Here is a 24,447-nt window from a genome sequence, read left to right on the forward strand (position 1 = left end):
CGAAAGCGCCGCGGGCCTGCCAGCCCGCAGCGCTTTCGGATTCTCAGGAGTCGAGGCCTACGCGCCGACGACGGTCTTGAGGTGGCCGATCAGCGAGGCGACGCTGCCGAACTTCTCCGCGAAATCCGGATCGAAATAGGCGGCGCGCGCCGCAACGATGACCACGACCATCGCCCAGAACAAGCCGACGCCGGAGCGCAGCGCGATCCGCGAAGCGGTGCTGGAACGGGGCTGGTCGGCGTCGAGTGCCACCGGCTCACCGAAGGGGTCGAATTGGATCGGACGCATGGCGGCCACGAAGGTTCGGGAACTGAACTGTAGGTCGTGGCAGCATAGCCCCGAAGCAATGGTGGCGTTTTCCGAATTTCACCTGTAGCGGGGAGAGTCCTTCTCCCCTCAAAATTCGGGAGAGAAGAATCCTCTCAACTAAGCCGCGGCGCCTTGAGGCCCTGGTGACGTTGCTGTGTCGGCAGCGCCGATACCGTCACGACGGATCGCGGCGCGAGATCGACGAGCCGACGATCGAGACGGCCGCCGCGGCGAGGCCGAACCCGATTGCACCGGCCATGACGGCGACAGGGTGAAGGCTCGCACGGGTATAGGCGCTCGTTCGCATGGCATAGAGCGGCTGCGTCCCGTGCGTCTCGCCGGCCTCCGTTGCCGCGTGGAGCGCGCCTTCCGGGCGACGTGGCGGCTTCGCCCGTTTCTGCAGAGCGATGATCGCCGGCGCGAGGAGGTCGAAGGCGCCCGGCGCAAACTCCTTCATTGCCACCAGTGCCTTGCCGCTGCCGCCAACGAAGATGTCCCGCTGGGGACGAACGGCGGCGTGCAGGATCGCCTCGGCGACCACCTCCGGCCGATAGATCGGCGGCGGCAGGGTCGGTTCGCGGTCCATGTAGTTTCGCGCCCGCTCGGGCAGCGGGGTGTCGATCGAGGTCGGCTTGATCAGCGTCACGGAGACCGGAGCCCCCTCGTCCCGTAGCTCCATGCGCAGGGCATCGGTGAAGCCCTTCACCGCGTGTTTGCTCGCGGCGTACATGCCCTGGAACGGGAAGGCGAGGTCCGACGCGACGCTGCCGACATTGATCAATGTGCCGCCCCGCCGCCGCAGATGCTCGACGGCGACGAGCGATCCGAAGACAGTGCCCCAGAGGTTGGTCTGCAGCAGGCGCGCGTGGTCCTCGTCGGAGATCTCGCGCAGGCGCCCGTAGATCGTGAGCCCGGCAACGTTCACCCAGGTGTCGAAGCCGCCGAACGTCGCGATCGCGGCGTCGGCCACGGCCTGGACGTCCTCGCGGCGGCCGACATCGGCGACGACATCGAGCGCCTGCCCGCCGGCACGCTCGATCTCGGCGCGGGCCTCGGCCAGCGCGTCGCGGCTTCGTGCCGCGAGCACCACGCGGGCCCCTCGGGCCGCCGCCATTCGTGCGGTCGTCAACCCGATGCCGGACGAGGCACCGGTGATGACGATGACCTGCTTGGAGAGGGGCTTGCGGCGGCTCACCGGTCGGCCTTCTCGCCCGCGACGGTCAGCTCGACGTAGCGGCGCGTGGTCGGGACGACGAGGTCGCGCACCACCTGCGCCATGGCCTCTTCCTCCTTCAGGGATTGCTGGAGCCCCGTGAGGTTGCCTTGTCCCGCAGCTTCGCCAATGGCGAGCAGCGAGGTGTAGGCGGCGATCTCGAAGTTCTCGAAGGCGTGGTTGGCGTAGGCGTTCTTCAGGATCTCGTCCTGCGCCGGCGTATGGCCCAGTGCCATCATGTTGCCGACGAAGCCGAGGAAGCCCTCCTTGATGGCCGAGGGGCTCTCGGCGAGCCCTTGCAGGGCTTCCTCCAGACGGTCGCGCTGTCCATGCGTCTCCGCGATATGGCGGCGCAGCGCGTCCTCCATCTCCGGATAGTTCTTCAGCCGCTCGACCTGCCGTTCCATGATCTGCAGCGCCTGCAATTCCAGCGCGTGCGTGTTCTTCAGCGCGGTAACGTAGATCTCGCGCGTGTCGATCGCCATGCTCTGCTCCTGTCGATGAATGGGGATGGCCCGGGGGCCGGTCCTGGATAGACCCCGCAGGCCTCGCCCAGGTTCCCAGTTCGGGATTCGCCTGGCCGCGGCGCAGGCGCGCATGGCACCGGGGCTCCGCCTTCGCCCGTTGATCGGAGGTGTCCTAGGATTGGCCGGCGAGCTCCCGGGCCATGTCGACGACCGCATCGACATCCGCGTGGTGAAGCATGTGGCCGAGGCCTCGCAGCCACCGAAGACGGGCTCCGGGGATCAGCGAGGCGGCGAGGCGCCCGTGCAGGTAGGGGTTGGTGACGATGTCCGACCCGCCGCACAGGATGCCGACGGGCATGCGGCAGCCGGCATAGGATGCGGCGCTCCGGGTCAGGTCGCTCCAGAGCAGGTTCGCATTCTCGCCATCCGCGACAAGCCGGCTCGGCCGGCTGGCGAGCGCGAAGGGAAACTCGGCGGCGAAGCGGGCCGGCATGGCCTGCGGCAGGAACATCGCGCGCCAGAGCAGGGGCAGCAGCGCCGCATCCGTGCCGGCCGAGAACCGGGACAGGACGTCGCCGATCACCGGCATGGCGCGGGGACCGAACAGCAGCTGCTCCAGGCGAAGCTCCGGGAAGCAGATCGGCGAGATCGCGACCGCCGCGGCGGTCTCCTCCGGGTAGGCCATGCCGTGGGCCAGAACCACGGCGCCCCCGAAGGAATGGCCGACGAGGACCGGCCGGACCAGGCCGAGGCGGCGCGCGACGTCGCGGAGAATCTCGGCCTGACGCCACAGCGACGCGTCGGAGAGCCGGGCATGTTCGCTCATCCCGTGGCCCGGCCGGTCGATCGCCACGACGTGGAAGTGCCGCGACAGCGCCGCCATCGGCCCCAGCCACATGTCCTCGAGCGTCATCAGCGCGCCGTGGACGAGGATCAGGGCGGGACCGGATCCTGCCTCGACATAGGCGATCCGCGGCCCGTCGGGCAGGTCGAGGAACTGCCGGCGCAGGCCTTCACCAGCGGGAGGCATGGGGAAAGCCGGCGTATCGCCCGTGGGGGCGACCGGCAGGTCGAGAGAGGCCATGGGGTGCGAACGAACCTTCGTTGAGAGAACCTCGGGAGGGGATCGTCGGACGCGCTCGGGATTGGCGGCCATCCAGGGCCTCAGCGGCTCTGCCGGCTGAGCACGTCGATCCGATACGCCTCGGCGCGCGCTTGAGCCTCGATCCGCAGGTAGGCACGGGACGCCGCGATGAACAGCTCGGCCGCTTCATCGCCCGTCAGGGGGTAGTGCGTCTCGCCCGTCCAATGCACGAGCACGACGCTGCCGCCGTCGCGAAGGCTGCCCCGCACCCGCTCGGCCAGGCGTTCCACGTCGCCGCGATCGAGATAGTAGACGACCTCGGACAGCAGGATCAGGTCGAAGGCGCCCTCGGCCCAGTCGTTCGGGACCTGTCCGAGCCTCAGGTCGACATGGGCGTGGTCCCGGCAGCGCTCGCGCGCCCGCTCCAGGGCGGCTGCCGCGACGTCGAGGCCGACGAGCGTCTCGCAGCGCCCGGCAAGCTGGTGTGTGAGCACGCCGATCGAGCAGCCCACCTCCAGCGCACGCGCGTAGCGGTCCTGCGGCAGGGCAGCGAGGGTCGCGGCGTATTTCTCGCGCTCGTAGTCGCTGGTCTCGAACCGCCAGGGGTCGGGATCGGCGGCGTAGCGCTCGTCGAAATAGCTCGGCGGCAGGGTCGTCGCGTGCCGGGTCACGGGCCATTCTCCAGGGCGTGTCCGAGGGTGGCGCGACGCGAGCGGTCATCGTCACGCCAGGTGGGGATGGCAGGGCGATCAGGCATGGCCGGCGCCGTCCGCGGGGCTTGGCAGCAGAGCGGCCGAGGCCGGCTCGGGCCTTTGCAGGGCGGCTCGCAGGCGCGAGCATCGGCGCAGGGCCATCAGCAGGGCCTCGGCGAGGCGGATCTGCCCAGGGAGCTGGCTGGGTCGAAGCGGCCGGTAGGCGAGGTGGGGGCTGGTGCATTCCACGGCGGCGAGGATGAGGCCGAGGCTGCCGCCCCGTGCGATGACGGTCGCCGCCTCGCTGCCGATGCCGAGCCACGGAGCCCAGAGCCGCGTCCGACCGATCCGTCCGCTGGCATGGAGACCGCGCAGCCTTCGCCGCCAGGCGAAGCGGAACAGGGCGCGCGGCAGTGGCTCGAGCCGGGGATCGCAGGGACTGTCCGGCATCGCGCAGCGCAGCCTCATCGTATCGGCGGCCCCGCCGGGCGCGCGCCCTTCGAGACGTCCCGAGGTCACGACCGAGACCCCCGGCTCGTGACGGACCCGCGCATCGCTGCCAAGCAGCGAGGAGACGAAGGCGCGGTCCTCGCCGACCGCGAGGGCGGGCATGCCGCCGACCTGCCGATAGGTCGCGAGGCGAACCGCGAGCGTCGCCCCGGAGGTGGTCCAGTGCCGCGGCCACGGATCGTGCGGCAACGGGTCGATCCAGGCCTCCAGCTCGACGAGGAGCGCCTCATAGGCGCCCTCCCGCTGCCCGCGGGCATGGAGCGCATCCGGCAGCCGCACCGCGTCGTCGGAGTCGAGGGTGATCTGGCCCGCTACGGCGTCAATGCCCTCGGCGATGATGGCGAGGTTGCGTGCGACCCAATCGGGGGGCACCCGCGTGTCGGCATCCGTCGTCAGCAGGACGCCGTCGGCCGCTCCTGCCTCTTCGAGCCAGGCCGCCGCCGCCTCCATGGCCTCGCGCCGGGCCCAGCCGGCATTGGCCCCGGCAAATGTCCGCTCGACGACCCGAACCGGGATCCCCAGCCCATTGCGCAGGGATGCGACCACCTGCCCGGTCCCGTCCGTACAGTTGTTCAGGAACAGAAGGGCGCCGAGCCCGCTTGCCCCCAGACCTTCCTGGCCGCTCACCGATTTGAGGCAGCCTTCGATCCGCTCGACTTCGTTGAAGATCGGAATCGCAACGATGGCCCTCAATGGTCGTGTGACCACGTCCGTGGCCCGGACATTTTTGCTGTGTTTACGCTCAACGCGACGAACTCCGGCTTGCCGGTAGTTCGAGGGGTCGTCCGGCCTGCACATAATGGCGTCGGCGGGCCACCCGTTCATTTCGCATGCCGATTTCGCCGCTCCCACAGTGACGCACCCGACAGCACGGCATGCACGCCGTCAGCCTCGGTGCCCTGACTTCGCACCGGCGAACGCCAGGGACAGTTTCGAGCCCCTTTCCTTAGTGTCGGCTCTTACCAACAGGATCGGGCCCGGCCTCGCCTTGGCTCGCGCCGCGCTGCCGGCCCAATCCTTCATGGCTCGATAAGCGTAGCCGGATATGATGGGCCGATGATCCGGTCGATCCTCAGCCTCGGCATTCTGTCCGTCCTCGCCGGCGCTGCCGTGATGGTGAAGGCCGCCGAGGTGCCCACCCTGGCGACGGTCACGGGAACCTGCGAGCGGCTGGTGATCGCGGGGCAGGACGTCACCGGGCAGTGCACGGGTTCGCTGCTGAACACGAGCTACGCCACCGGGCGCGTCGGGTTCTACTTCGTCACCGGCGATGGGGGCGCGCTGACCTTTACGGGGCTCGGCAGCGCGCAGGTCAAGCTGGACCCGGATACCGCCGTGCAGCCGGTCGACGGGGTGATCTTCGGCTTCAAGGGGCAGTACGACCGCGTCAAGGCGGTCGGGATGTGCCGGTTCACCAATCCGGTCGCCCAGCCGGGCAGCGTGAGCTGCAGCGCCGAGACACCGGGCGGAGCCTTCGCAGCCGAGTTCGTGACGGACGGCAAGCCGCCCGAGATCGTGAAGCCCTGACGGGTTCAGGCTGCCGGACGCGTCCGGTAGGGCGCGAACCAGTCGAGACCGTCCTGCGTGCGCGCGGCCGGGCGATACTCGGCGCCAACCCAGCCGTCATAGCCGATGCGGTCGAGCCATTCGAACAGGCTGGAGAAGTCGATCGCGCCGCTGCCCGGCTCGTGCCGGCCGGGCGCGTCGGCCACCTGGATATGGCTGATCTGTCCGAGATGCGCCGCGATGGCCGCCCCCGGATCCTCGCCCATCATCCGCATATGGTAGACGTCGTACTGCACGAAGAGGTTGGCGGAGCCGGTCTCGGCGATCAGGTCCAGCGCCTGCGCCGTGCCCGTCAGGAAGAAACCCGGCATGTCGCGGGTGTTGATCGCCTCGATCACGAGCCGGATGCCGGCCCGCTCCAGCTCCGCGGCGGCGAAGGTGAGGTTGTCGAGGAAGGTGTCGCGCAGCCGCGTCCGGCTGATCCCCTCGGGCGCCAGCCCGGCGAGGCAGTTCAGCCGGGTGCAGCCGAGCGTGGTCGCGTAGTCGATCGCGCGGCCGACGCCGTCACGGAACTCGGAGACCCGCTCCGGCAGGATGGCGATGCCGCGCTCGCCCGCCTCCCAGTCCCCCGGCGGCAGGTTGTGCAGGACGCACGTCAGGTCGTGACGCGAGAGCCGTTCGGCGATGGCTTCTTTCGGTGCCTCGTAGGGAAACTGGATCTCCACCGCCTCGAACCCGGCCTCCGCCGCCTGTTCGAAGCGGTCGAGAAAACTGTTCTCCGAGAACAGCAGGCTGAGATTGGCGGCGAAGCGGGGCATGGGTCGTGGAACCTGGGGCGGAAACGTCGCTTCGATCCGTCGCGTCTCGCGATCATGCAGCGGCGCAGATCAGCCGAGGGCAATTTCACCGCGACGCGGCGGAACGCGCGGCTGCTAGGCGTGGATATCCCCTGATGAGACCGTTCCCCGCAGAGGGCAAGGCAGCGGCATGACGGAGTCGTTCCTTCCTATCCTGTTTCTCGTCGCCGCATTCAGCGTCACTGCCGTAGCCGCAGCCTTCCTCACGCGGCTCGTCCTACGCCGGCGGCGTACCGAGAAGCCGGTCGCTCAGGAATGTGACCCGCGCGATCTACGCACCTGGTAGGCGCGAGACGGCTCCTTGCGCCGTCTACGGTGCACCCGTATTCAGCTCTCGGACCGGCTCCGCTCGGGCGGAGCGGCGAGACCCATTTCGATGCTCCGTTCCATCGCCAGCTTTCTCGGCCTGCCCTTCCTCAGCCGCGCGCTCGGGTTGCTGCTCCTGGCCGGCGGCTTCGTGCAGATCGTCTATGACGGCGCCCGCTCCATCGCCAACAACACCTTGCGGATCACCACCTTGAGCGAATTGCTGTTCGCGCTGTTCAAGGACAAGGCGAACGCGCTGCAGGGCTCGATCGAGGGTGTCGCCCCGTGGCTCTGGCAGGCGCTCGTCCTACCGCTGACGCTGGCACCGGCCGCCGTCGTGCTCCTGCTGATCGGCGCGGCGCTGCTCTGGCTCGGCCAGCCGGGCCGAGAGCCGATCGGCTTCGTGATGCGGACCTAAGGCGCCACCGGTCTCAAATCCCCCAGTAGGGTGCAGCATTGTAGTAGCGGTGGACGTGCTCCTCCCATTCGCGCTCGTCCTGCGGGTCACCGCCCTCGGGAGAGCGAGCGGGGGCGTTGCGGAGTTGCTCCTCGGTGATGTCGACGGAATAGGCGTCCATGCCGGTGTCGTAGGTCAGCACGGCCCAGGGCAGCGTGTAGTAGTCCTCGCCGAGGCCGAGGAAGCCGCCGAAGCTCATCACCACGTAGGCGACGCGGCCAGAGGTCTTGTCGAGCATCAGGCGTTCGATACGGCCGACCTTGCTGCCATCCGGCCGTCTGACCTCCGCGCCGACGACGCGGTCGCTCGCGATCAGGGTGCGGGGAGGGCGCTGGGCCGTCCCGGTCTTGGTCTCGGTCTCCATGGCGCAGGTCTCGCAACCTTGTTACATCGTGGCTGAAAAACGCCTGGGCAACCGGGCACGTTCCGGTGGGGCGGTCCAGCCGCTCGCGTCTTGTTCGAGGGATCCACGAGCCGATGCCGCTGACCGTCCGCCTGCCCTGTGCACTCGCCTTCACACTGGCGATGCTCGCCGCACCAGCCATGGCACAGGACAAGGGAACGCTCGATCCGAAGCCGCTGCCGCCGCTCGCCAATCCCAACGACCCCTCGACGCCCGCCAAGGCGCTGTTCGGCCGTGTCACCGCGCCGTCGAGCGGCCCGGCCGTGCCCTACGGCTCCTACGCCAAGGGCTGTTTCTCGGGCGGCGAGGGCCTGCCCTTCGACGGGCCGACCTGGCAAGTGATGCGTCCCTCGCGCAACCGGCGCTGGGGCACGCCCTACCTCATCAGCTTCATCGAGCGGCTCGCGAACAAGGCGCCGCAGGTCGGCTGGCCGGGACTGCTGGTCGGCGACATGGCGCAGCCGCGCGGCGGGCCGATGCTGACGGGCCATGCCTCTCACCAGATCGGCCTCGACGCCGATGTCTGGCTGACGCCGATGCCGAACCGCACCCTGACGCGGGCCGAGCGCGAGCAGATCTCGGCCACCGACATGGTGCGCGCCGACCGCCGCGACATCGACGAGGAAGTCTGGACGCCGGCCCATACCGCGCTGATCCGGCTCACGGCCCGGCAGCCGGAGGTGGCGCGCATCTTCGTGAATGCGGCGATCAAGAAAGCGCTCTGCCGCGAGGCCGGCAGCGACCGCGGCTGGCTCACCAAGGTCCGCCCGATGTACGGGCACAACTACCACTACCATATCCGGCTCGCCTGCCCGCGCGGTGCCGAATCCTGCAATGATCAGGCGCCTCCGCCCAGCGGCGACGGTTGCGGGTCCGAGCTCGACTACTGGTTCAGCGCTGCGGTGCTGAACCCGCCCAAGCCCAAGCACCCGCCGCGGCCCAAGCCGCCGATGACCATGGCCGCGCTCCCCGACGCCTGCCGAACCGTTCTGCACGCGCGCTGACGGGCTCGCCCGCGCCTCTCGCGCGGCAGACTTCGATCGTGCACGATCGGCGGCATGACCGTTCAGGATCGACGCCTGCCCTCGCCGCCGGAACACAGGGCCGCCCGGCTGCGCCCGGGATTGCGACACCGCCACCTCGGCATGATCGCCCTCGGCGGCATGATCGGGGCCGGGTTGTTCGTCGGCTCGGGGTCGGTCATCCGGCAGGTCGGGCCGGGAGCCTTCCTGTCCTATGCCGCCACCGGCCTGCTTATCATCCTGGTGATGCGGATGCTCGGCGAGATGGCCACGGCCGCGCCCTCCACCGGCTCGTTCGTCAGCTATGCCCGGGAGGCGCTGGGCGACTGGGCCGGCTTCGCAACGGCGTGGCTCTACTGGTACTTCTGGGTGATCGTCGTCGGCTTCGAGGCCGTGGCCGGGGCCGGACTGCTGCAGGTCTGGCTGCCAGAGGTGCCGCTCTGGACGCTGTCGCTCGGCCTAATGCTCTTGATGACGGCGACGAACCTCACCTCGGTCGGCGCCTACGGCGAGTTCGAGTACTGGTTTGCCGGCATCAAGGTGCTGGCGATCCTCGCCTTCCTTGTCCTCGGCGGCAGTTTCGCCCTCGGGCTCTGGCCCGGCCATCCGATGGATTTCTCGAATCTATCACGCGGCGGCGGCCTGTTTCCCAACGGCGTCGGCGCGATCTTTTCGGGGGTCGTGGTGGTGGTGTTCTCGATGGTCGGTGCGGAAATCGCCACCGTTGCCGCCGCAGAGACACCTGATCCGGCGAAGGCCGTCGCGCGGGCGACACGCACCGTGGCTCTTCGGATCATCATCTTCTACGTCGGCTCGATCCTGCTGCTCGCGATCATCCTGCCGTGGGATGGCCTGGCGCCGGGCGGCTCGCCCTTCGTCGCCGCCTTCGAGCGGATGGGGTTCGGCTGGGCGGGCGACGCGACGAATGCGGTGGTGCTCACCGCTGTCCTGTCCTGCCTGAATTCGGGACTCTACACCGCCTCGCGGATGCTGTTCGTCCTCGGTGAACGCGGCGAGGCGCCGAGTGCGCTGATGCGGCTCAACCGTTCCGGTGTCCCCGTATCCGCGATCCTGGTCTCCACAGCCTTCGGCTACCTTGCGGTGGTCGCCGCCTACCTGTCGCCGGATGCGGTCTTCCTGTTCCTGCTCAACTCCTCGGGCGCCGTCATCCTGCTGGTCTATCTGGCGATCGCGGTCTCGCAGCTGATCCTGCGGCCGCGCATCCCGCCGGGTCGCGCCGTCGTGCGGATGTGGCTCTATCCCTACCTGACGCTCGCCACGATCGCGGCGATGCTCGGTATCCTCGCCGCCATGGCCTTTCAGCCGGAAACCCGCTCACAGCTGATGCTCAGCCTGCTCTCGGCCGCGTTCGTGCTGGGTGCCTACGGTCTCCGACGACGCCTCGGCGCCCGGACCGCCTCGGCAGTCTCGTAAGATGGGCCGAACGAGCCTGTCGTTCGAGCCGAGGTCCGGGAAGGGTGCAGTCAGCGCGGGGCACGAGGTGAACGCTGAGCACACAGCGGCGCTCAGGCCGCCCCATTCGCGGAGTCACGCAGATACGCCGTGAGGTTGCGCTGGATACGCTCGAGCGGCACTTCGGCCGGATCGGGCAGGGCGAAGGTCTGGCCTGTGATGGTCTCGAAGGCGCGGATATAGACGGCGGCGGTCTCGAGCACGACTTCACTGGGGATCTCCGGGATCGGGTCTCGGTAAGGATCGCAGCGCGCGACAACCCAGTTGCGGACGAAATCCTTGTCGAAGCTCTCCGGCGCCATGTCGGCCGCAAAGCGTTCGGGGTAGCTTTCCGCGAACCAGTAGCGGCTGCTGTCGGGGGTGTGGATCTCGTCGGCGAGCACGATCCGTCCGTCCGCGTCTGTTCCGAATTCGTACTTGGTGTCGGCGAGTATCAGGCCGCGCTCGGCCGCCAGTGCCTGGCCGCGAGCGAACAGTGCCAGCGCCGTCTCGGAGACGGTCCGCCACTGCTCTGCCGTGAGCAGCCCCTGCTCCAGGATCGCGGCAGCGGTGAGCGGCTCGTCGTGCCCGCCATCAGCCGCCTTCGTCGTCGGCGTGATGATCGCTTCCGCCAGCCGCTCGTTCGGGCGCAGGCCCTCCGGCAGCCGGTGGCCGTACATCTCGCGCTCGCCGCGCCGATACCGGGTCAGGATCGACGTCGAGGTCGTGCCCGCGAGATATCCTCGCACCACGATCTCGACCGGCAGGATGTCGAGGCGACGGCCGACGACCACGTTCGGATCCGGATAGGCGAGCACGTGGTTCGGACAGATGTCGGCAGTCCGCTCGAACCAGTAGCGAGCGGTCTGCGTCAGAACTTGACCCTTGAAGGGAATGGCGGCGAGCGGACGGTCGAAGGCGCTGATCCGGTCGGTGGTGATCAGGATGCGGCGACCGTCGGGGAGATCGTAATTGTCGCGGACTTTGCCCCGGTAGCGGTTCGGCAGCCCGGCGATCTCCGCCTCGGTCAGAACTTGATGTGCGTGCTGCGCAAGAGAAGCGATGTCCATCGACTGCCTTGTCCGCTCGGCTCGAAATGAAAGAGCGATCAGGCCTCGTAGCAGGAAAGCGGCATGACCGCTTGCACTATGCGCTGGAGGCGGTGCGGCCTGACCGATCGACGGGCGAGCGCCCGGCCGCTCAAGAGTCGTGGTGCCCCGCCGAAGCCCGGTCCGTCAGCGCCATGAGGAGACCCGAGACCACGAAGACCATGTGGATGCCGACGAACCAGGCAAGCTCGCGGTCCGTGTAATTCTTCATGTCCATGAAGGCCTTGAGGAGCTGGATCGCCGAGATCGCGACGATCGACGACATCAGCTTGAGCTTCAGCCCCGTGAAGTCGATCGTGCCCATCCATTCGGGCCAGTCCTTGTGGTCCGTATGGTCGAACTTCGAGACGAAGTTCTCGTATCCAGAGAACATCACGATGACCAGCAGCGAGGCGGTGAACGACAGGTCCACCAGCGTCAGCACGCCGAGGATGGTCTGCGACTCGTCCAGCTCCAGCAGGTGCCCGGCGAAATGCCAGATCTCCTGGCCCAGCTTGACCAGGAGGATCAGCAGACCGAGCACCAGAGCCGCGTAGAACGGCGCGAGCAGCCAACGGCTCGCGAAGAGAAAACGCTCGAAGCCCCGTTCCAACATCCGTCTGCCGATCCCCTCTGCGACCGGCAGCGGATGTGCCATGCGGGTGCCGCCTCTTCAAGCGGCCCCGCTCGGAACGGCTACGCCGCCGCCGCGCCCTCACCGAGGCCGACCGGGCACGACACGCCGGTGCCGCCGAGCCCGCAATAGCCGCCCGGGTTCTTGGCGAGGTATTGCTGGTGGTAGTCCTCGGCGAAGTAGAAGGCCTCGAGTGGCGCGATCTCGGTGGTGATCGCCCCGTAGCCCTGCTCGGCCAGCGCCCGCGCGTAGCGCTCGCGCACGGCGCGCGCCGTCTCGGCCTGGGCCTCGCTCGTCGTGTAGATGCCCGAACGGTACTGCGTGCCCGTGTCGTTGCCCTGGCGGTAGCCCTGGGTCGGGTCGTGGCTCTCGAAGAAGGTCTTGAGCAGCGACTCGAGCGGCAGCACCGCAGGATCGTAGGCGACGAGCACGACTTCGTTGTGCCCGGTCTGGCCGGAACAGACCTCCTCGTAGGTCGGGTTCGGCGTGAAGCCGGCGGCGTAGCCGACGGCCGTCACGAACACGCTCTCGGGCAATTGCCAGAACTTGCGCTCGGCACCCCAAAAGCAGCCGAGACCCAGCACGATGGTCTCGATGCCGGGCGGGTAGGGGCCTTTCAGCGGATTGCCGTTCACGAAGTGCCGCTCGGCGGTGGGCAGCGGGTTCGGACGCCCCGGCAGGGCATCGGCGGCGGCAGGCATTTCGGCGCGCTTGCGGAAGAACAGCATGGATACGCCTCTCGCGTGTCGGGAGATGTCTTGGGTCCCCCGAATATGGGGTGCGAGACCCGCGCTTGCGATGGGCGTCTGGGCCGTTCAGTGCCGGTCGTCGAGCGCTGGCGGCAGGGGAGCGACCTCGATGCCCTCGTCGATGAGGGCGCGGGCCTCCTCCAGGCTCGCCTCGCCATAGATCGCGCGGGTCGGTGCATCGCCGTAATGCATGGCGCGGGCTTCGTCCGGGAAGCGTTCGCCGACATTGTCGGCCGTGCGCGTTACCTCCTCGCGTACCGCCCGAAGCAGCGCGCGCAGGCGTTTCTCCGCCTCGGCGATCATCGGCACAGCTGTTTCGGCCGATGCGGCAGGCGGCGTGTCCGCTCCGCTCTCGACCGGAGCGGGCAGCCCGGTCCGTTCCCTGTCCCTGCGTGCGATCGCAGGAGCCATCAGAGCCTTGGAGACCTTGCGCGAGTCGCAGAACGGGCAGGAGACGAGGCCGCGCTCGGCCTGCTCGTCATAGGCGCTGCCGGAGGGGAACCAGCTCTCGAAGCTGTGGCCTGAATCGCAGGCGAGTGTGTAGCGGATCATGGGACTTAGATGGGGACGGCTCAGGCGTGGCGCACGCTGAAGGGTCGCGCGTTGCGCAGGGCCGGGATACGCCCGCGGACCTCAGCGACCTGGGCGAGATCGATCTCGGCAAGGATGATGCCCGGTGCGTTGCCCTCGGCCTCGGCGAGGATCCGGCCCCAGGGATCAACGATCAGGGAATGGCCGTAGGTCTCGCGGCCGTCCTCGTGCAGGCCGCCCTGGGCTGCGGAGATCATGAACGAACCCGTTTCCACGGCGCGGGCGCGCTGCAACAAGTGCCAATGCGCCTCTCCCGTCTGCCGGGTGAAGCAGGCCGGCGCAGTCAGCACCTCGGCCCCAGCCTCGGCCAGAGCCCGGAAGATCGCGGGGAAGCGGATATCGTAGCAGATCGAGATGCCGAGCTTGGCCCAGGGCAGGGAGGCCATCACCGCGCAGTCGCCGCCGGTATAGGTCGCCGATTCCCGCCAGCTCTCGCCGTTCGGGAGATCTACGTCGTAGAGATGGACCTTGTCGTAGGAGGCACGGATTTCCCCACCGGCATCGATCAGGAAAGCGCGGTTGGCGATCTTGTCGCCGTTCCTGACGGCGAGCGAGCCGATCTGGATGACGACGCGGTTCTCGCGGGCTGCCTCGCGCAGGCCGGCGAGCGTCGGGTCGGTCTCCTGCGGCCCGATCCGTTCGAACAGGCGCTCCCGGTCGCGCTCCACCAGGGAGGTCATCTCCGGGGTCTGGACGTAGTCGGCACCGCGTTCGGCCGCTTCGCGGATCGCAGCCACGGCCGCGTCGCGGTTGGCCAGCGGCTCGCGGCCCGAGCGCATCTGCACGCAGGCGGCGACGAAGCGACGGGGTTCGACTTGTGCCATCAGGGAGTCAGCAGGGGATCGAGGCGCCCCGCCCGGTCGAGGGCATAGAGGTCGTCGCAGCCGCCAACATGCGTCTCGCCGACGAAGATCTGCGGCACGCTGGTACGGCCGCCGGCGCGCTGCGTCATCTCGCGGCGCGCACCGGCGATCTTCTCGACGTCGATTTCGTTGAAGGCCGCGCCCTTCTCCTTCAGCAGGCTCTTCGCCGCCGAACAGTAGGGGCACCAGGCTGTGGTGTAGATCGTGACCGGCTGCATGTTTGGGAAGGCCGTGCGAGGGATTGCACGACCCATATAGTGTCCCGGCAGGCCGTTCCTATTGCACGCGCCACACAGGCGCCCGCTTTGCCGGCGGCTCAGGCTGCCAGCAGCTTCTCGACCTCGTTGACGAGCTCACGCAGGTGGAAGGGCTTCGAGAGCACCTTCGCGTCCTTCGGAGCCTTCGAGTCGGGATTGAGCGCAACCGCGGCAAAGCCCGTGATGAACATCACCTTGATGTCGGGGTCGAGCTCGGTGGCGCGGCGCGCCAGCTCGATGCCGTCCATCTCCGGCATCACGATGTCGGTGAGCAGCAGCTCGAAAGGCTCTTCGCGCAGACGGTTATAGGCCGAGAGGCCGTTGTCGAAGGACAGCACCTCGTAGCCAGCGTTCTGCAGCGCCTTGGCCAGGAAGCGGCGCATGTCATTGTCGTCTTCCGCGAGAAGGATCTTCATCGAACGGCTTCCTAGGGCTCTTCGAGGCCCGACATGACTCGGATGTTCTTTTCATAAAGCGGCGGCTTGGTAAACACAGCGTTAAGGCTTGGCCGGCGGGCCCGGTGTCGCGGCTCGGTGGACAGGATCGCCCGCGCACAGCAAACTGCGCCGATGATCGAGCGCCCCGCGCCCCAACCCAGCGATTTCGACCCGCCCTTTGCCGTGGACGAGCCGGACACGCACGCGGTTCCGTTCGTGTTCAATACGCCCCATTCGGGGGCGATCTACCCAGGTCATTTCCTGGCCGCGTCGCGCCTCGACGCGCTGTCGCTGCGGCGCTCCGAGGACGCCCATGTCGACCGGCTTTTCGCGCCCGTCGTCGCTCTCGGCGCGCCGCTGATGCGCGCGCACTTTCCGCGGGCCTATCTCGACGTGAACCGCGAGCCCTACGAGCTCGATCCGCGCATGTTCCTCGGGCGCCTGCCGCCCTTCTCCAACACTCGCTCGATGCGTGTGGCCGGAGGGCTCGGCACAGTGCCGCGCATCGTTGCGGACGGTCAGGAGATCTATCGCGAGCGGCTGCCGGTCGAGGACGCGCTCGCTCGCATCGAGCAGCTCTACAAGCCTTATCACCGGATGCTGCGCGGTCTGATCCAGCGCACGGTGAAGCTCTTCGGCAACGCCGTCCTGATCGACTGCCACTCGATGCCCTCGACGAGCCTCGGCCGGAACGAGGATGGCAGGGTCGACATCGTCCTCGGCGACCGCTTCGGCACTGCCTGCGCATCGGTCCTGATCGACAGTTTCGAGCATCACCTGCAGGCGCGCGGCCTGCGCGTGGTGCGCAACAAACCCTATGCCGGTGGCTTCATTACCGAGCATTACGGGGAGCCGAACCTGTCGCGGCATGCGCTGCAAATCGAGATCAACCGCGATCTATACATGAACGAACGTACGCTCGCTCTAACGGCCGACTTCGACGCTCTTGTGGAAAGCCTGACCCATGTCACGGCGGCGGTCGCGGCTGATTGGACGGGCTGGGGTGCGCAGCGCATCGCCGCCGAGTAGTCTCGGCCCCAAGACACTGATCTGAAAAGAAAAAAGGCCACTCCCGAAGGAGCGGCCCGAAGTCTAGGGAGGAAACGCCCAAGAAGGGCTGCAAAACCGCGACGCCATCGCGATCTCGCAATGCACAAGATACAGTGCGGCGCACAAAGCGCAAGCGAACTTGAATACAAATTGTCTGCGCTGAGCGCATGGTGGGCTTGTGAGGACCGCAAGCTATGCAACTGCGCAAGGGGCGGCGCAGAGAATTTGACGCTTCTGAAGCTGACTCAGCTGCCCAGGCTCAGGTCGATATGGGACGAGCGGTCGTGCTCAGCGGCAATGTAGGGCAGAGCCTCGTTGGCGAAGCGGCGGCCCTCGATGCTGTCCCCGCTGCGCGAGTAGCCTTCGTAGAGCGCCAGTGCACGGGCATCGGCACGCGCCTGTTGGGCGACGTAGGCTTGATCGAAGCTGCCCGCGTCCGGCGCGGCGCGAAGCTGGTCGATTCGGGCTTGAGCCTTGGGACCGAGGGCGACGCGAGGGCCGAGCTCGACCGGAGCACCTTCAACGATCGGCGTGGTGACGGCGACCGGTGCGAGGACGATGCCTGAGGGATTATTCGGCGCGGCTTCGCTGCTGCGTGCGTCGTAGGCAATGAGGCCGCTGGCCGTCAGCGAAGTGTCGGGCGGCAGCAGCGCTTCGGTTGTCGCCTTGCGGGTCTCGATGACGCGGCGGGCATAGTCGCGCACGTCGCGATTGCGCGAGCGCTGCAGGGCGAGCCGGCTCGCTTCGATGCTCGCTGCATCCGAACGCAAGGCCTCGGCCCGGAACGTGCCGGTGTTCGTCGTGGCGCCGACGGGAAGGGTCACCTCTGAAGGCGCGATGCGCACGGGGAGTGGCTCTTGCGCCAGAGCGGAGCCGGCGAGAACCACGGACAGGCCGAGGGCAACCGGGGCGAGGGCTTGTTTCATGAACGTCTCGACATTCGATCCGCACCGGCCGTGCCGGGGCAACCGGCCGACCAACAGGTGGGAGGAATCGTCGTTCCTGCATTCCAGCGTTGCCTGAAGGGCCGAGACAACGATGCCCAGAGAACCGTTTCCCTAACGCGACATCGCGGACCTCAATGGAGGAACGGCAGAGTGTGCGGCGCGAACATGCCGAAGGCGGCCAGAGCCAGTCCGGCGAAACCGAGGAAGCCGCCGGCGAAGGCGAGCAACACGATCCCGGTGATCACCTCGGCCGAGGCCAGTACGATCCCGACCTGGAACGCCGCCGAGGCGAGTTCGTAATGGTGGTAGCGCTCCAGGGCGAGGTCACGTCTGTGCTCCGAGTCCTTGGCCTTGGCAGCAAGCTCCTTGCGACCCTCGCCGGTGGCGGGCTCGGATTCCCAGCGGGCGATTGTCTTGGTCCATTCCTCGCGCTTCGCCTTCACTGCCGGGTCGTTGCCGGCGGGCGGAAGGAGCCCCAAGGCTTCGTCGGCGGTCTTGAGCACGGTGGCGCGGATGGTGCGGGCCTGGAAATAGGCCCATTGGTTGGAGGCCTCGACATTGGCGCTGAGTGCCTCGGTCTGCGCGCTCTTCGCCAGGGTCTCGGCGCCCGCCAGGAACAGCGCCAGCACCGAGATCAGCAGCGCCACACGCTTGTTCGACCCCTCGACCGCCCCGTGACCGCCACCCGACATCCGTGCCATCCCTCTGTGATTCGCAAGCGTCGCAGTCACAGCCCATGATGGGACGGCACGCAACGCGAAACTGCTCCGTCAAATGGACCGTTGAGGAGGGGGAGCTGATCATGAGGCTACAGGTTCTCGGATGCGGCGATGCCTTCGGATCGGGCGGGCGCTTCCACACCTGCTTCCATGTCGAGGCAGAGCGCACCCGCTTCCTGATCGATTGCGGCGCGTCCTCGCTCATCGCGATCCGCCGCTTCGGCGTCGACCCCAATGACATCGACACGGTGTTCATCACCCATCTGCACGGCGACCATTTCGGCGGCCTGCCCTGGCTAATCCTCGACGGACAGCTCGTCAGCCGCCGGACGAAACCGCTTGTGATCGTCGGGCCGCCGGGCACGGAGGCGCGGCTGTTCGCGGCGATGGAGGCGCTGTTTCCCGGTTCGAGCACTGTCGAGCGCCGTTTTGCGGTGGACGTCCGGGAGATCGAGGCAGGAACGCCGCTGACCGTGGGCGAGGTGAAGGCCAGCGCCTTCACCATGCGTCACCCATCCGGGGCGCCCTCGCAGGCGCTGCGTCTGGAGAGCGGCGGCAAGGTTGTCGCCTATACCGGCGATACGGAGTGGGTCGACGCCATCGTGCCGGCCGGCCGCGAGGCGGACCTGATGATCGCCGAGGGCTACACGATCGAGCGTCCGGTGAAGTTCCACCTCGACTGGGCGACGCTGAAAGCGCGCCTGCCGGAGATCGCCCCGAAGCGGCTGATGCTCACGCATATGAGCGAGGAGATGATCGCGCATCCGGCCGACGGCTACATCGCGGCCGAGGATGGGCTGACCGTGGAGTTTTGAGCGCTGTCGCCGTTGCGTCGTAGAAGGAGGATAATCCCCGCCCGCTTCGCGGGATAAGGAATCCTATCATGCGCTCACTGGTCCTGGCCGGGCTTTTCTCCCTCGGCATCTGCCTGTCGCCGGCTCTCGCCCAACCCGGTGCGCCGCCGCAGGTCGCGGCCGATCCCGAGCGCCTCGCCGCCGCGAAGGAGGTCGTCGCCGCCGCTCAGGGCGATCGGGCGGCCGTCATGGCGGCGATGAAGACCCCGATGATCGGGATGATGCAGCAGATGGGGATCAAGGAAGCCGACCGGGCGCAGGTCATGGTCGACGAGGTCGTGCTGCCGACGCTGGCCTCGCATTACGACGACCTGCTCTCGGTGCAGGCCCTCGCCTTCGCGGCGGTTCTCTCGAAGGAGGATCTGAAGGCGGTCGCCGCCTTCTACGGGACGCCGGCGGGCAAGAACATGGTCAAGGCCCAGCCGCAGCTCTCGCAGGCGATGCTGACCGGAATGCAGCAATGGATAGGCTCACTGGCCCCCGAGCTGCGCGAGAAGATCGCCAAGGCCGCGCAGGCCCATGGCTGGGACGGCAAATCCGCCAAGCCCTGAGGCGTTCCGTCACTCCGCGGCGGCGGCGAAGATCGTCCCCGCCCGCGGCAGGTCGAGCGTGTCCCAGGTCTCGACCAGGGCGGCCGTCAACGTCGCGATGCGGGCATCGTCGTGGAACGGCGTCGGCGTGATGCGCAGGCGCTCCGTTCCGCGCGGCACGGTCGGATAGTTGATCGGTTGGATGTAGATGCCGTGACGCTCCAGCAGATGGTCGGCGGCCGCCTTGCACAGCTCGGCATCGCCCACCATCACCGGCACGATATGCGTGTCGGTGGCGAGCACCGGCAGGCCGGCAGCGTCGAGCGCGGCCTTGGTATGCGCGGCCTGGCGCTGATGCGCCTCACGCTCGACCTGCGAGCGCTTCAGGTAGCGTACCGAGGCGCGGGCGGCAGCGGCGACGGCCGGCGGCAGGGCCGTGGTGAAGATGAAGCCGGCCGCATGGCTGCGTACCGCGTCGCAGAGCACGGCCGAGCCGGTGATGTAGCCGCCGACGCAGCCGTAGCCCTTGGCCAGCGTGCCCTCGATCACGTCGATCCGGTGCATCACGCCGTCGCGCTCGGCGATGCCGGCGCCGCGCTCGCCGTAGAGGCCGACGGCGTGAACCTCGTCGATATAGGTCATGGCGCCGTAGGCATCCGCGAGATCGCAGATCGCCTCGATCGGCGCGACGTCGCCGTCCATCGAGTAGACCGACTCGAAGGCGATGAGCTTCGGACGGTCGCCGGCCTCGCGCAGCAGTTGCTCAAGATGGCCGAGATCGTTGTGGCGGAAGACGCGCTTCTCGCAGCCGGACTGGCGCACGCCCTCGATCATCGAATTGTGGTTGAAGGCGTCCGACAGGATCAGGCAGTTCGGGATCAGCTTAGCGATCGTCGAGATGCCGGTCTGGTTCGAGACGTAGCCGGAGGTGAAGACGAGGCCCGCCTCCTTGCCGTGCAGGTCGGCCAGCTCTCGCTCCAGATCCACCAGCGGCGACGTGTTGCCGGCGATGTTGCGGGTGCCGCCGGCGCCCACGCCGCAGCGCTTGGCCGTCTCGGTCATCGCGCCGACAACCTCGGGGTGCTGACCCATGCCGAGGTAATCGTTCGAGCACCACACAGTGATCTCGCGGGTGCCGCCATCGGGCTTGCGCCACTTGGCCTGGGGGAACCCGCCCGCGATCCGCTCGATATCCGCGAAGACGCGGTAGCGGCGCTCGGAGTGCAGCCGGTCGACGGCCTCGCGGAAATGACTGTCGTAATCGATCTTCGATGCGGAACCGGCCCGGAACTTGCCAGGACCGTCAAAGTCTACGTCCAGACGATCAGTGGCGATGGTCTGCGTACGCACTGGAGTCACGGGCATCCGTCCTCGACGCTCTTCTCGGCTGCGGGCCTCGACGCCTCTCGACCAGCCCCAGGACCGGTTGCGTGCGGAGAGCGATCTCCGCGGCGGCCCGTCCGAGTGTGTTCTGCGGCCAGGACAATAGTAGCGATGTTGGAATTGGTTCAAGGTGACTTCTGGCAATCCAGCCCTGCACCTGTTGAGACGGCGTCGCAAAGTCGCTAGCCGTGGATGGGACCGAGACGCGGTGACGCGCAGCGGGGCAAGGGCTGCGGTGTCAAAAGAGGAATGTTGTCAGAAGTCTAGCGCTGCTGTCGGATATCGGCAGAGGCAGGGTCAGGCGGCGGCGATGCGTCGCGCGATGGAGACAGGGTCTGAGACGATGTCGCGCCAGGAACGATTGAAGTCGGCCTTGCGGGACAACCTCAAGCGTCGGAAAGAGCAGGCGCGTGGTCGGGCTCAGACGGCCGAAGCGGGCGCCGAGCCGACCAGCGAGCCTAAGCCGCCGCCCGACAAGAGCGACGGCAACCAGCCTTGAGCCTGCCGGCGCTCGCGATGCATTGCGGCCACAGACCATGACTTCCGCGGTCCTCCATCATCCTCTTTCCGCCCCATAGGCCTTATACTTGGCCGTTAAGAGGGGCATCGGCCCCGGAATGATCGGTGCGACGCCCGCAGACGGGTTCGCGCCCAGGGAACGGACATGGACCGCATCCACATCACCGGCGGCGCGCCTTTGAATGGCACGATCCCGATCTCGGGCGCGAAGAACGCAGCGCTGCCGCTGATGATCGCCAGCCTGATGACGGGCGAGACACTCGAACTCATCAACGTGCCGCGGCTCGCCGACATCACGTCGCTCACGCGTATTCTCGGCAATCACGGCGTCGACCAGATGGTCGTCGGCAAGCGTCCCGGCCAGACCGCCGAAACCGGCCAGACTATCCGGCTCACCGCCTCCAATATCATCGACACCACGGCCCCCTACGAGTTGGTCTCGACCATGCGCGCGGGCTTCTGGGTGATCGCGCCGCTGCTGGCGCGCTTCGGCGAGGCCAAGGTCTCGCTGCCCGGTGGCTGCGCCATCGGCACGCGTCCGGTCGACCTGTTGATCATGGCGCTGGAGAAGCTCGGTGCCGAGATCGAGATCGACGGCGGCTACGTCATCGCCAAGACCAGGAACGGCTTGCGCGGGGCCGAGATCAGCTTCCCGAAGGTCACCGTCGGCGGCACTCATGTGGCGCTGATGGCGGCCGCGCTCGCCTACGGCACCACCGTTATCGACAACGCGGCGCGCGAGCCCGAGGTGGTCGATCTCGCCGAGTGCCTGATCAAGATGGGCGCCCGCATCGAGGGCGCCGGCACGTCGCGCATCGTCATCGAAGGTGTCGCCCGTCTCGGCGGCGCGCGCCATGAGGTCCTGCCCGACCGGATCGAGACGGGCACCTACGCCATGGCTGTGGCGATGACCGGCGGCGACATTGTCCTTGAGAATACCCGCGCCGACCTGCTCTCCTCGGCCCTCGACCTGCTCGGCACCACGGGCGCCGAGGTGTCCTCGGTCCCCGGCGGCATTCGCGTGCGCCGCAACGGCGGTGGCATCCACGCGGCGGACGTTACCACCGATCCGTTCCCGGGCTTCCCGACCGATCTGCAGGCGCAGTTCATGGCGCTGATGACACTGGCCAAAGGCCAGTCGACCATCCGCGAGACCATCTTCGAGAACCGCTTCATGCACGTGCAGGAGCTGGCGCGGCTCGGTGCCAAGATCCGCCTCGACGGCGACCTCGCCATCGTCGAGGGCGTCGAGCGGCTGAAGGGTGCGCCGGTCATGGCGACCGATCTGCGCGCCTCCGTGTCGCTGGTGATCGCCGGTCTGGCGGCCGAAGGCGAGACCCAGATCAACCGGGTCTACCATCTCGACCGTGGCTTCGAGGCTCTCGAAGCCAAGCTCGGCCGCTGCGGCGCGCAGATCCAGCGCGTCCGATCCTGAGACGATATCCGCCGGAGCGATTCTCTGCCGGATATCCGACGCTGAAGCGGGGCTTCAGTAGCCGTTGTCGATCGCGCCGCGCTTCGGGCCAAAGCCGGGTATCTCGCAGCGGCACGGCGAATCCTGCGGTGCCGGCGGGTAGGGGCAATTGCCGCGCTTGGTCACGCAGAGGCTCCCCTGACGGCCATAGGGCCGCGGGCGGGGGCGATACTCGTCGTCGTAGCGGCGCTCGTAACGGCGTGGGCGATCGTATTCATCGCCGCCGTAATACGGGCCGCCATACTGAGCGGTTGCAGGCACGGCACCGACCGCCATCCCCAACACCGTCGCGGCCATTGCTGCCAACGCCACACGCTTCACGGTCATTCGCTGCCATCCCTCACATTCAGGCCGTCGCGCAGACGCTGCCGACCGCCCTCGCTCATCCGCCGAACCGGGCGCACGATGGGATCATTTCTACCCAAGGTGGATGAACCGGGCCTGACACCGCGGACAATGCCACACCTTGGCATTATCGGTTGGCGACTGGGCCGAGAGGGCGATGGCGCCTTGCGGCCAAGTCGGACCCTCGCCAAAAGGTTAATCTGCTTCTGGTTGCGCCGACCTCTGAGATGAAGACCCCGATGGCCAAGTCGATCGGCCTGCGTGGCGGCCTCTGGACCATCGGTCTCGTCGGGCTGCTGGTCGTGCTGCCCCTGTCGATCGTCGCCCCCGTCGCGGGGGCACTGGGCTTGGCCGTGCTCGGGCTCATGGCCACGCTTCTGACGGCGATCATGCAGCAGCGCCGGGTCAGCGGTCTCTCCGCCTCCCAGGAGAAGCTGTCGAGCGAGATCGGCGTGCTCTCGCAGCGCCTGCTCAAGGCAGAGGCGGCGGTCACCGTCGCGGCCCGCGCCGTGCTCGCGAAGACCGAGCCGCCGGCTGCCGCGCCGACGTCCGCCGATGAGACGCTGGCCGCCGGGGTCGAGGACGTCACCCGTGAGATCGGCCTGCTTAGCGGCATCGTGCGCGAACTCGCAGAGGTAGTTTCCGCCCAGGAGGCCGAGATTACTCGTCTCAAGGCCGCTCCCCCTTCCGCACCGGCATCAGCGCCGCCCACCGCCCCGCTGCGCCGGGTGCCTCCGCCGGCCGCAGCATTCAAGCCGCCTGCATTCGTGCCGGCCAATCGCGATCCCGAGCATGAGGCGGCGCTGATCGAGGCTTTCGACGGCAACGGCCTCGAAGTCTGGCTGCAGCCCGTCGTGACGTTGCCGCAGCGCAAGGTGATTTCTTATGAGGCGCTGGCCCGCCTCAGGCTCGGATCCGAGATCCTGGCGCCCGAAGCGTTCCTGTCGGCCTTGGAGCGGCACGGCCGCACCACGGCGCTCGATCGCCGCATGATCCGCAGCAGCACCGTGATCGCCCGGCATCTGCAGGGCCGCGGCAGCCATGCGACGGTGGCCTATGGCCTCTCGCCGCTCTCGCTGTTCGAGCCGAATTTCCTGCGCTCGCTCGGCAACCTTGTCTCGGACGGATCGGACATCGTCGGCCGTGTGACCGTGACGCTGCCGCAGGCAAGCTGGCGCAGTCTCGATGCCGAACAGAACACGGTCCTGGGCGCCCTGCGCGGCCGGCTCGGCTTCGGTCTCGACCGGCCCACGGATCTCCGCTTCGATGCGAGCCAACTCGCCGAGCGCGGGGTATCGCAGATCAAGGTGCCGGCCGCGCTGCTGCTGCGGCCGCCGTCGCGGGAGATGATGCCCGACATCGCCATCGAGGATCTCGTCACTGCCCTCGGGCGGGCCGGCATCCGTCTGGTGGCGACCGAGGTCGAGCGCGAGGGTGAGGTGCCGGACCTGATCGACCTCGACGTGCCCCTGGCACAGGGGACGGTGTTCGCGGGCCCGAAGGCCGTGCGTGCCGAGGTGTTTGCCGAGGCCAAGGCTGCTGCCGCCGAAGCCGCGGTGCAGGCGGGCGGCGAGGCTCAGACGGCATCCGGGGCGCCGCAGCAGCGCAAGGCCTTCCGGGACTTCCTCCGCCGCGCCGTATGATGGCAGCGGGCATCCGACCCCATCCCCGGGCGATTGATTTCCGGAGCCGTCGTCCCTAACCGGGCGGACATCTTCCGAGATCCGAG

30 protein-coding genes are annotated in these 24,447 nt (G+C 68.0%); 11 read left to right on the top strand and 19 right to left on the bottom strand.

What is annotated here, in order from left to right:
* Positions 1 to 57: 57 nt before the first annotated feature.
* From MGN01_RS04595 to MGN01_RS04620, 6 genes are all read right to left on the bottom strand, one after another.
* The gene (locus tag MGN01_RS04595) at positions 58 to 288 is read right to left on the bottom strand and encodes a hypothetical protein (protein ID WP_147045419.1); all 231 of its coding nucleotides are present in this window, start codon (positions 286 to 288) and stop codon (positions 58 to 60) included.
* Between the two features lie 196 nt (positions 289 to 484).
* Positions 485 to 1,504 carry an SDR family oxidoreductase gene (locus tag MGN01_RS04600; protein WP_147045420.1) on the bottom strand — a complete coding sequence of 340 codons (1,020 nt, stop codon included), beginning with the start codon at positions 1,502 to 1,504 and terminating at the stop codon, positions 485 to 487.
* Complete coding sequence (locus MGN01_RS04605) at positions 1,501 to 2,007, bottom strand: ferritin-like domain-containing protein (RefSeq protein ID WP_147045421.1); 507 nt, start codon at positions 2,005 to 2,007, stop codon at positions 1,501 to 1,503. Before MGN01_RS04605 ends, MGN01_RS04600 begins: the two co-directional genes overlap by 4 nt.
* Positions 2,008 to 2,161: 154 nt before the next feature.
* Positions 2,162 to 3,073, bottom strand: coding sequence for an alpha/beta fold hydrolase (locus tag MGN01_RS04610; protein ID WP_238257794.1), 912 nt, complete (start codon positions 3,071 to 3,073; stop codon positions 2,162 to 2,164).
* Positions 3,074 to 3,153: 80 nt separating this feature from the next.
* Positions 3,154 to 3,744: a class I SAM-dependent DNA methyltransferase gene (locus MGN01_RS04615; RefSeq protein ID WP_147045422.1), complete on the bottom strand. Its 591-nt coding sequence runs from the start codon at positions 3,742 to 3,744 to the stop codon at positions 3,154 to 3,156.
* A 78-nt stretch (positions 3,745 to 3,822) separates the two neighbouring features.
* On the bottom strand, positions 3,823 to 4,968 hold the full coding sequence (locus tag MGN01_RS04620) for a glycosyltransferase (RefSeq protein WP_238257795.1): 1,146 nt from the start codon (positions 4,966 to 4,968) through the stop codon (positions 3,823 to 3,825).
* 363 nt (positions 4,969 to 5,331) lie between these two features.
* Here MGN01_RS04620 and MGN01_RS04625 point away from each other — a divergent pair, with 363 nt between their 5' ends.
* Positions 5,332 to 5,802 carry a hypothetical protein gene (locus tag MGN01_RS04625; protein ID WP_147045423.1) on the top strand — a complete coding sequence of 157 codons (471 nt, stop codon included), beginning with the start codon at positions 5,332 to 5,334 and terminating at the stop codon, positions 5,800 to 5,802.
* Between the two features lie 5 nt (positions 5,803 to 5,807).
* On the opposite strand, the gene hyi is transcribed toward MGN01_RS04625, so the two are convergent.
* Positions 5,808 to 6,599 (bottom strand): hydroxypyruvate isomerase, encoded by a 792-nt coding sequence (hyi, locus tag MGN01_RS04630; protein WP_147045424.1) that lies wholly within the window; start codon positions 6,597 to 6,599, stop codon positions 5,808 to 5,810.
* Between the two features lie 169 nt (positions 6,600 to 6,768).
* Between hyi and MGN01_RS23405 the strand changes: the two genes are divergently transcribed.
* Both MGN01_RS23405 and MGN01_RS04635 read left to right on the top strand, forming a co-directional pair.
* Positions 6,769 to 6,924 carry a hypothetical protein gene (locus MGN01_RS23405; RefSeq protein WP_170245836.1) on the top strand — a complete coding sequence of 52 codons (156 nt, stop codon included), beginning with the start codon at positions 6,769 to 6,771 and terminating at the stop codon, positions 6,922 to 6,924.
* A 90-nt stretch (positions 6,925 to 7,014) separates the two neighbouring features.
* Positions 7,015 to 7,362: a PetM family of cytochrome b6f complex subunit 7 gene (locus MGN01_RS04635; protein ID WP_147045425.1), complete on the top strand. Its 348-nt coding sequence runs from the start codon at positions 7,015 to 7,017 to the stop codon at positions 7,360 to 7,362.
* A 13-nt stretch (positions 7,363 to 7,375) separates the two neighbouring features.
* On the opposite strand, the gene MGN01_RS04640 is transcribed toward MGN01_RS04635, so the two are convergent.
* On the bottom strand, positions 7,376 to 7,765 hold the full coding sequence (locus MGN01_RS04640; RefSeq protein ID WP_147045426.1) for a PRC-barrel domain-containing protein: 390 nt from the start codon (positions 7,763 to 7,765) through the stop codon (positions 7,376 to 7,378).
* Between the two features lie 113 nt (positions 7,766 to 7,878).
* On the opposite strand from MGN01_RS04640, the gene mepA reads away from it, so the two are divergent.
* Positions 7,879 to 8,808: a penicillin-insensitive murein endopeptidase gene (mepA, locus tag MGN01_RS04645; RefSeq protein WP_147045427.1), complete on the top strand. Its 930-nt coding sequence runs from the start codon at positions 7,879 to 7,881 to the stop codon at positions 8,806 to 8,808.
* A 54-nt stretch (positions 8,809 to 8,862) separates the two neighbouring features.
* Complete coding sequence (locus tag MGN01_RS04650; protein WP_147045428.1) at positions 8,863 to 10,260, top strand: amino acid permease; 1,398 nt, start codon at positions 8,863 to 8,865, stop codon at positions 10,258 to 10,260.
* 92 nt (positions 10,261 to 10,352) lie between these two features.
* Here the strand turns inward: MGN01_RS04650 and MGN01_RS04655 are convergent, their stop codons facing one another.
* The 7 genes from MGN01_RS04655 to cpdR all read right to left on the bottom strand — a co-directional run bounded on the left by MGN01_RS04655 (position 10,353) and on the right by cpdR (position 14,876).
* Positions 10,353 to 11,348 (bottom strand): phosphoribosylaminoimidazolesuccinocarboxamide synthase, encoded by a 996-nt coding sequence (locus MGN01_RS04655; RefSeq protein ID WP_147045429.1) that lies wholly within the window; start codon positions 11,346 to 11,348, stop codon positions 10,353 to 10,355.
* A 130-nt stretch (positions 11,349 to 11,478) separates the two neighbouring features.
* Entirely contained in the window at positions 11,479 to 11,982 is a 504-nt protein-coding gene (locus tag MGN01_RS04660) for a TIGR00645 family protein (protein WP_147045633.1), read from the bottom strand.
* 80 nt (positions 11,983 to 12,062) lie between these two features.
* On the bottom strand, positions 12,063 to 12,728 hold the full coding sequence (gene msrA / locus MGN01_RS04665) for a peptide-methionine (S)-S-oxide reductase MsrA (RefSeq protein ID WP_147045430.1): 666 nt from the start codon (positions 12,726 to 12,728) through the stop codon (positions 12,063 to 12,065).
* A gap of 87 nt (positions 12,729 to 12,815) precedes the next feature.
* The gene (locus tag MGN01_RS04670; RefSeq protein WP_147045431.1) at positions 12,816 to 13,301 is read right to left on the bottom strand and encodes a DUF1178 family protein; all 486 of its coding nucleotides are present in this window, start codon (positions 13,299 to 13,301) and stop codon (positions 12,816 to 12,818) included.
* A 20-nt stretch (positions 13,302 to 13,321) separates the two neighbouring features.
* A complete protein-coding gene (locus MGN01_RS04675) occupies positions 13,322 to 14,164 on the bottom strand; it encodes a carbon-nitrogen hydrolase family protein (protein ID WP_238257797.1) in 843 nt (280 codons plus the stop codon).
* Entirely contained in the window at positions 14,164 to 14,421 is a 258-nt protein-coding gene (grxC, locus tag MGN01_RS04680) for a glutaredoxin 3 (protein WP_147045635.1), read from the bottom strand. Before grxC ends, MGN01_RS04675 begins: the two co-directional genes overlap by 1 nt.
* A 98-nt stretch (positions 14,422 to 14,519) precedes the next feature.
* Positions 14,520 to 14,876, bottom strand: coding sequence for a cell cycle two-component system response regulator CpdR (cpdR, locus tag MGN01_RS04685; protein ID WP_147045432.1), 357 nt, complete (start codon positions 14,874 to 14,876; stop codon positions 14,520 to 14,522).
* Positions 14,877 to 15,029: 153 nt separating this feature from the next.
* On the opposite strand from cpdR, the gene MGN01_RS04690 reads away from it, so the two are divergent.
* The gene (locus MGN01_RS04690; protein WP_174804553.1) at positions 15,030 to 15,926 is read left to right on the top strand and encodes an N-formylglutamate amidohydrolase; all 897 of its coding nucleotides are present in this window, start codon (positions 15,030 to 15,032) and stop codon (positions 15,924 to 15,926) included.
* Between the two features lie 266 nt (positions 15,927 to 16,192).
* Here the strand turns inward: MGN01_RS04690 and MGN01_RS04695 are convergent, their stop codons facing one another.
* Positions 16,193 to 16,873, bottom strand: a complete 681-nt coding sequence (locus tag MGN01_RS04695; RefSeq protein ID WP_147045433.1) for a DUF4142 domain-containing protein — start codon at positions 16,871 to 16,873, stop codon at positions 16,193 to 16,195.
* Positions 16,874 to 17,025: 152 nt separating this feature from the next.
* A complete protein-coding gene (locus MGN01_RS04700) occupies positions 17,026 to 17,586 on the bottom strand; it encodes a DUF4337 domain-containing protein (RefSeq protein ID WP_147045637.1) in 561 nt (186 codons plus the stop codon).
* Positions 17,587 to 17,696: 110 nt separating this feature from the next.
* Here MGN01_RS04700 and MGN01_RS04705 point away from each other — a divergent pair, with 110 nt between their 5' ends.
* Together MGN01_RS04705 and MGN01_RS04710 are read left to right on the top strand one after the other, a co-directional pair.
* Positions 17,697 to 18,428 (top strand): MBL fold metallo-hydrolase, encoded by a 732-nt coding sequence (locus tag MGN01_RS04705; protein WP_147045434.1) that lies wholly within the window; start codon positions 17,697 to 17,699, stop codon positions 18,426 to 18,428.
* A 68-nt stretch (positions 18,429 to 18,496) separates the two neighbouring features.
* The gene (locus MGN01_RS04710) at positions 18,497 to 19,018 is read left to right on the top strand and encodes a DUF2059 domain-containing protein (RefSeq protein ID WP_147045435.1); all 522 of its coding nucleotides are present in this window, start codon (positions 18,497 to 18,499) and stop codon (positions 19,016 to 19,018) included.
* Positions 19,019 to 19,027: 9 nt separating this feature from the next.
* Here the strand turns inward: MGN01_RS04710 and hemA are convergent, their stop codons facing one another.
* Positions 19,028 to 20,362: a 5-aminolevulinate synthase gene (hemA, locus tag MGN01_RS04715; RefSeq protein WP_174804554.1), complete on the bottom strand. Its 1,335-nt coding sequence runs from the start codon at positions 20,360 to 20,362 to the stop codon at positions 19,028 to 19,030.
* Between the two features lie 328 nt (positions 20,363 to 20,690).
* Here hemA and MGN01_RS04720 point away from each other — a divergent pair, with 328 nt between their 5' ends.
* Together MGN01_RS04720 and murA are read left to right on the top strand one after the other, a co-directional pair.
* Positions 20,691 to 20,879 carry a hypothetical protein gene (locus MGN01_RS04720; RefSeq protein WP_147045436.1) on the top strand — a complete coding sequence of 63 codons (189 nt, stop codon included), beginning with the start codon at positions 20,691 to 20,693 and terminating at the stop codon, positions 20,877 to 20,879.
* Positions 20,880 to 21,044: 165 nt separating this feature from the next.
* A complete protein-coding gene (gene murA / locus MGN01_RS04725; RefSeq protein ID WP_147045437.1) occupies positions 21,045 to 22,334 on the top strand; it encodes a UDP-N-acetylglucosamine 1-carboxyvinyltransferase in 1,290 nt (429 codons plus the stop codon).
* Positions 22,335 to 22,388: 54 nt separating this feature from the next.
* Here murA and MGN01_RS04730 read toward each other — a convergent pair whose 3' ends face one another.
* Entirely contained in the window at positions 22,389 to 22,700 is a 312-nt protein-coding gene (locus MGN01_RS04730) for a hypothetical protein (protein ID WP_174804555.1), read from the bottom strand.
* A 245-nt stretch (positions 22,701 to 22,945) separates the two neighbouring features.
* Between MGN01_RS04730 and MGN01_RS04735 the strand changes: the two genes are divergently transcribed.
* Positions 22,946 to 24,361, top strand: a complete 1,416-nt coding sequence (locus tag MGN01_RS04735; protein WP_147045438.1) for an EAL domain-containing protein — start codon at positions 22,946 to 22,948, stop codon at positions 24,359 to 24,361.
* The last annotated feature ends 86 nt before the right edge of the window (positions 24,362 to 24,447 follow it).

The sequence above is a fragment of the Methylobacterium gnaphalii genome (genome assembly GCF_007992215.1).
GTDB lineage: Bacteria > Pseudomonadota > Alphaproteobacteria > Rhizobiales > Beijerinckiaceae > Methylobacterium > Methylobacterium gnaphalii.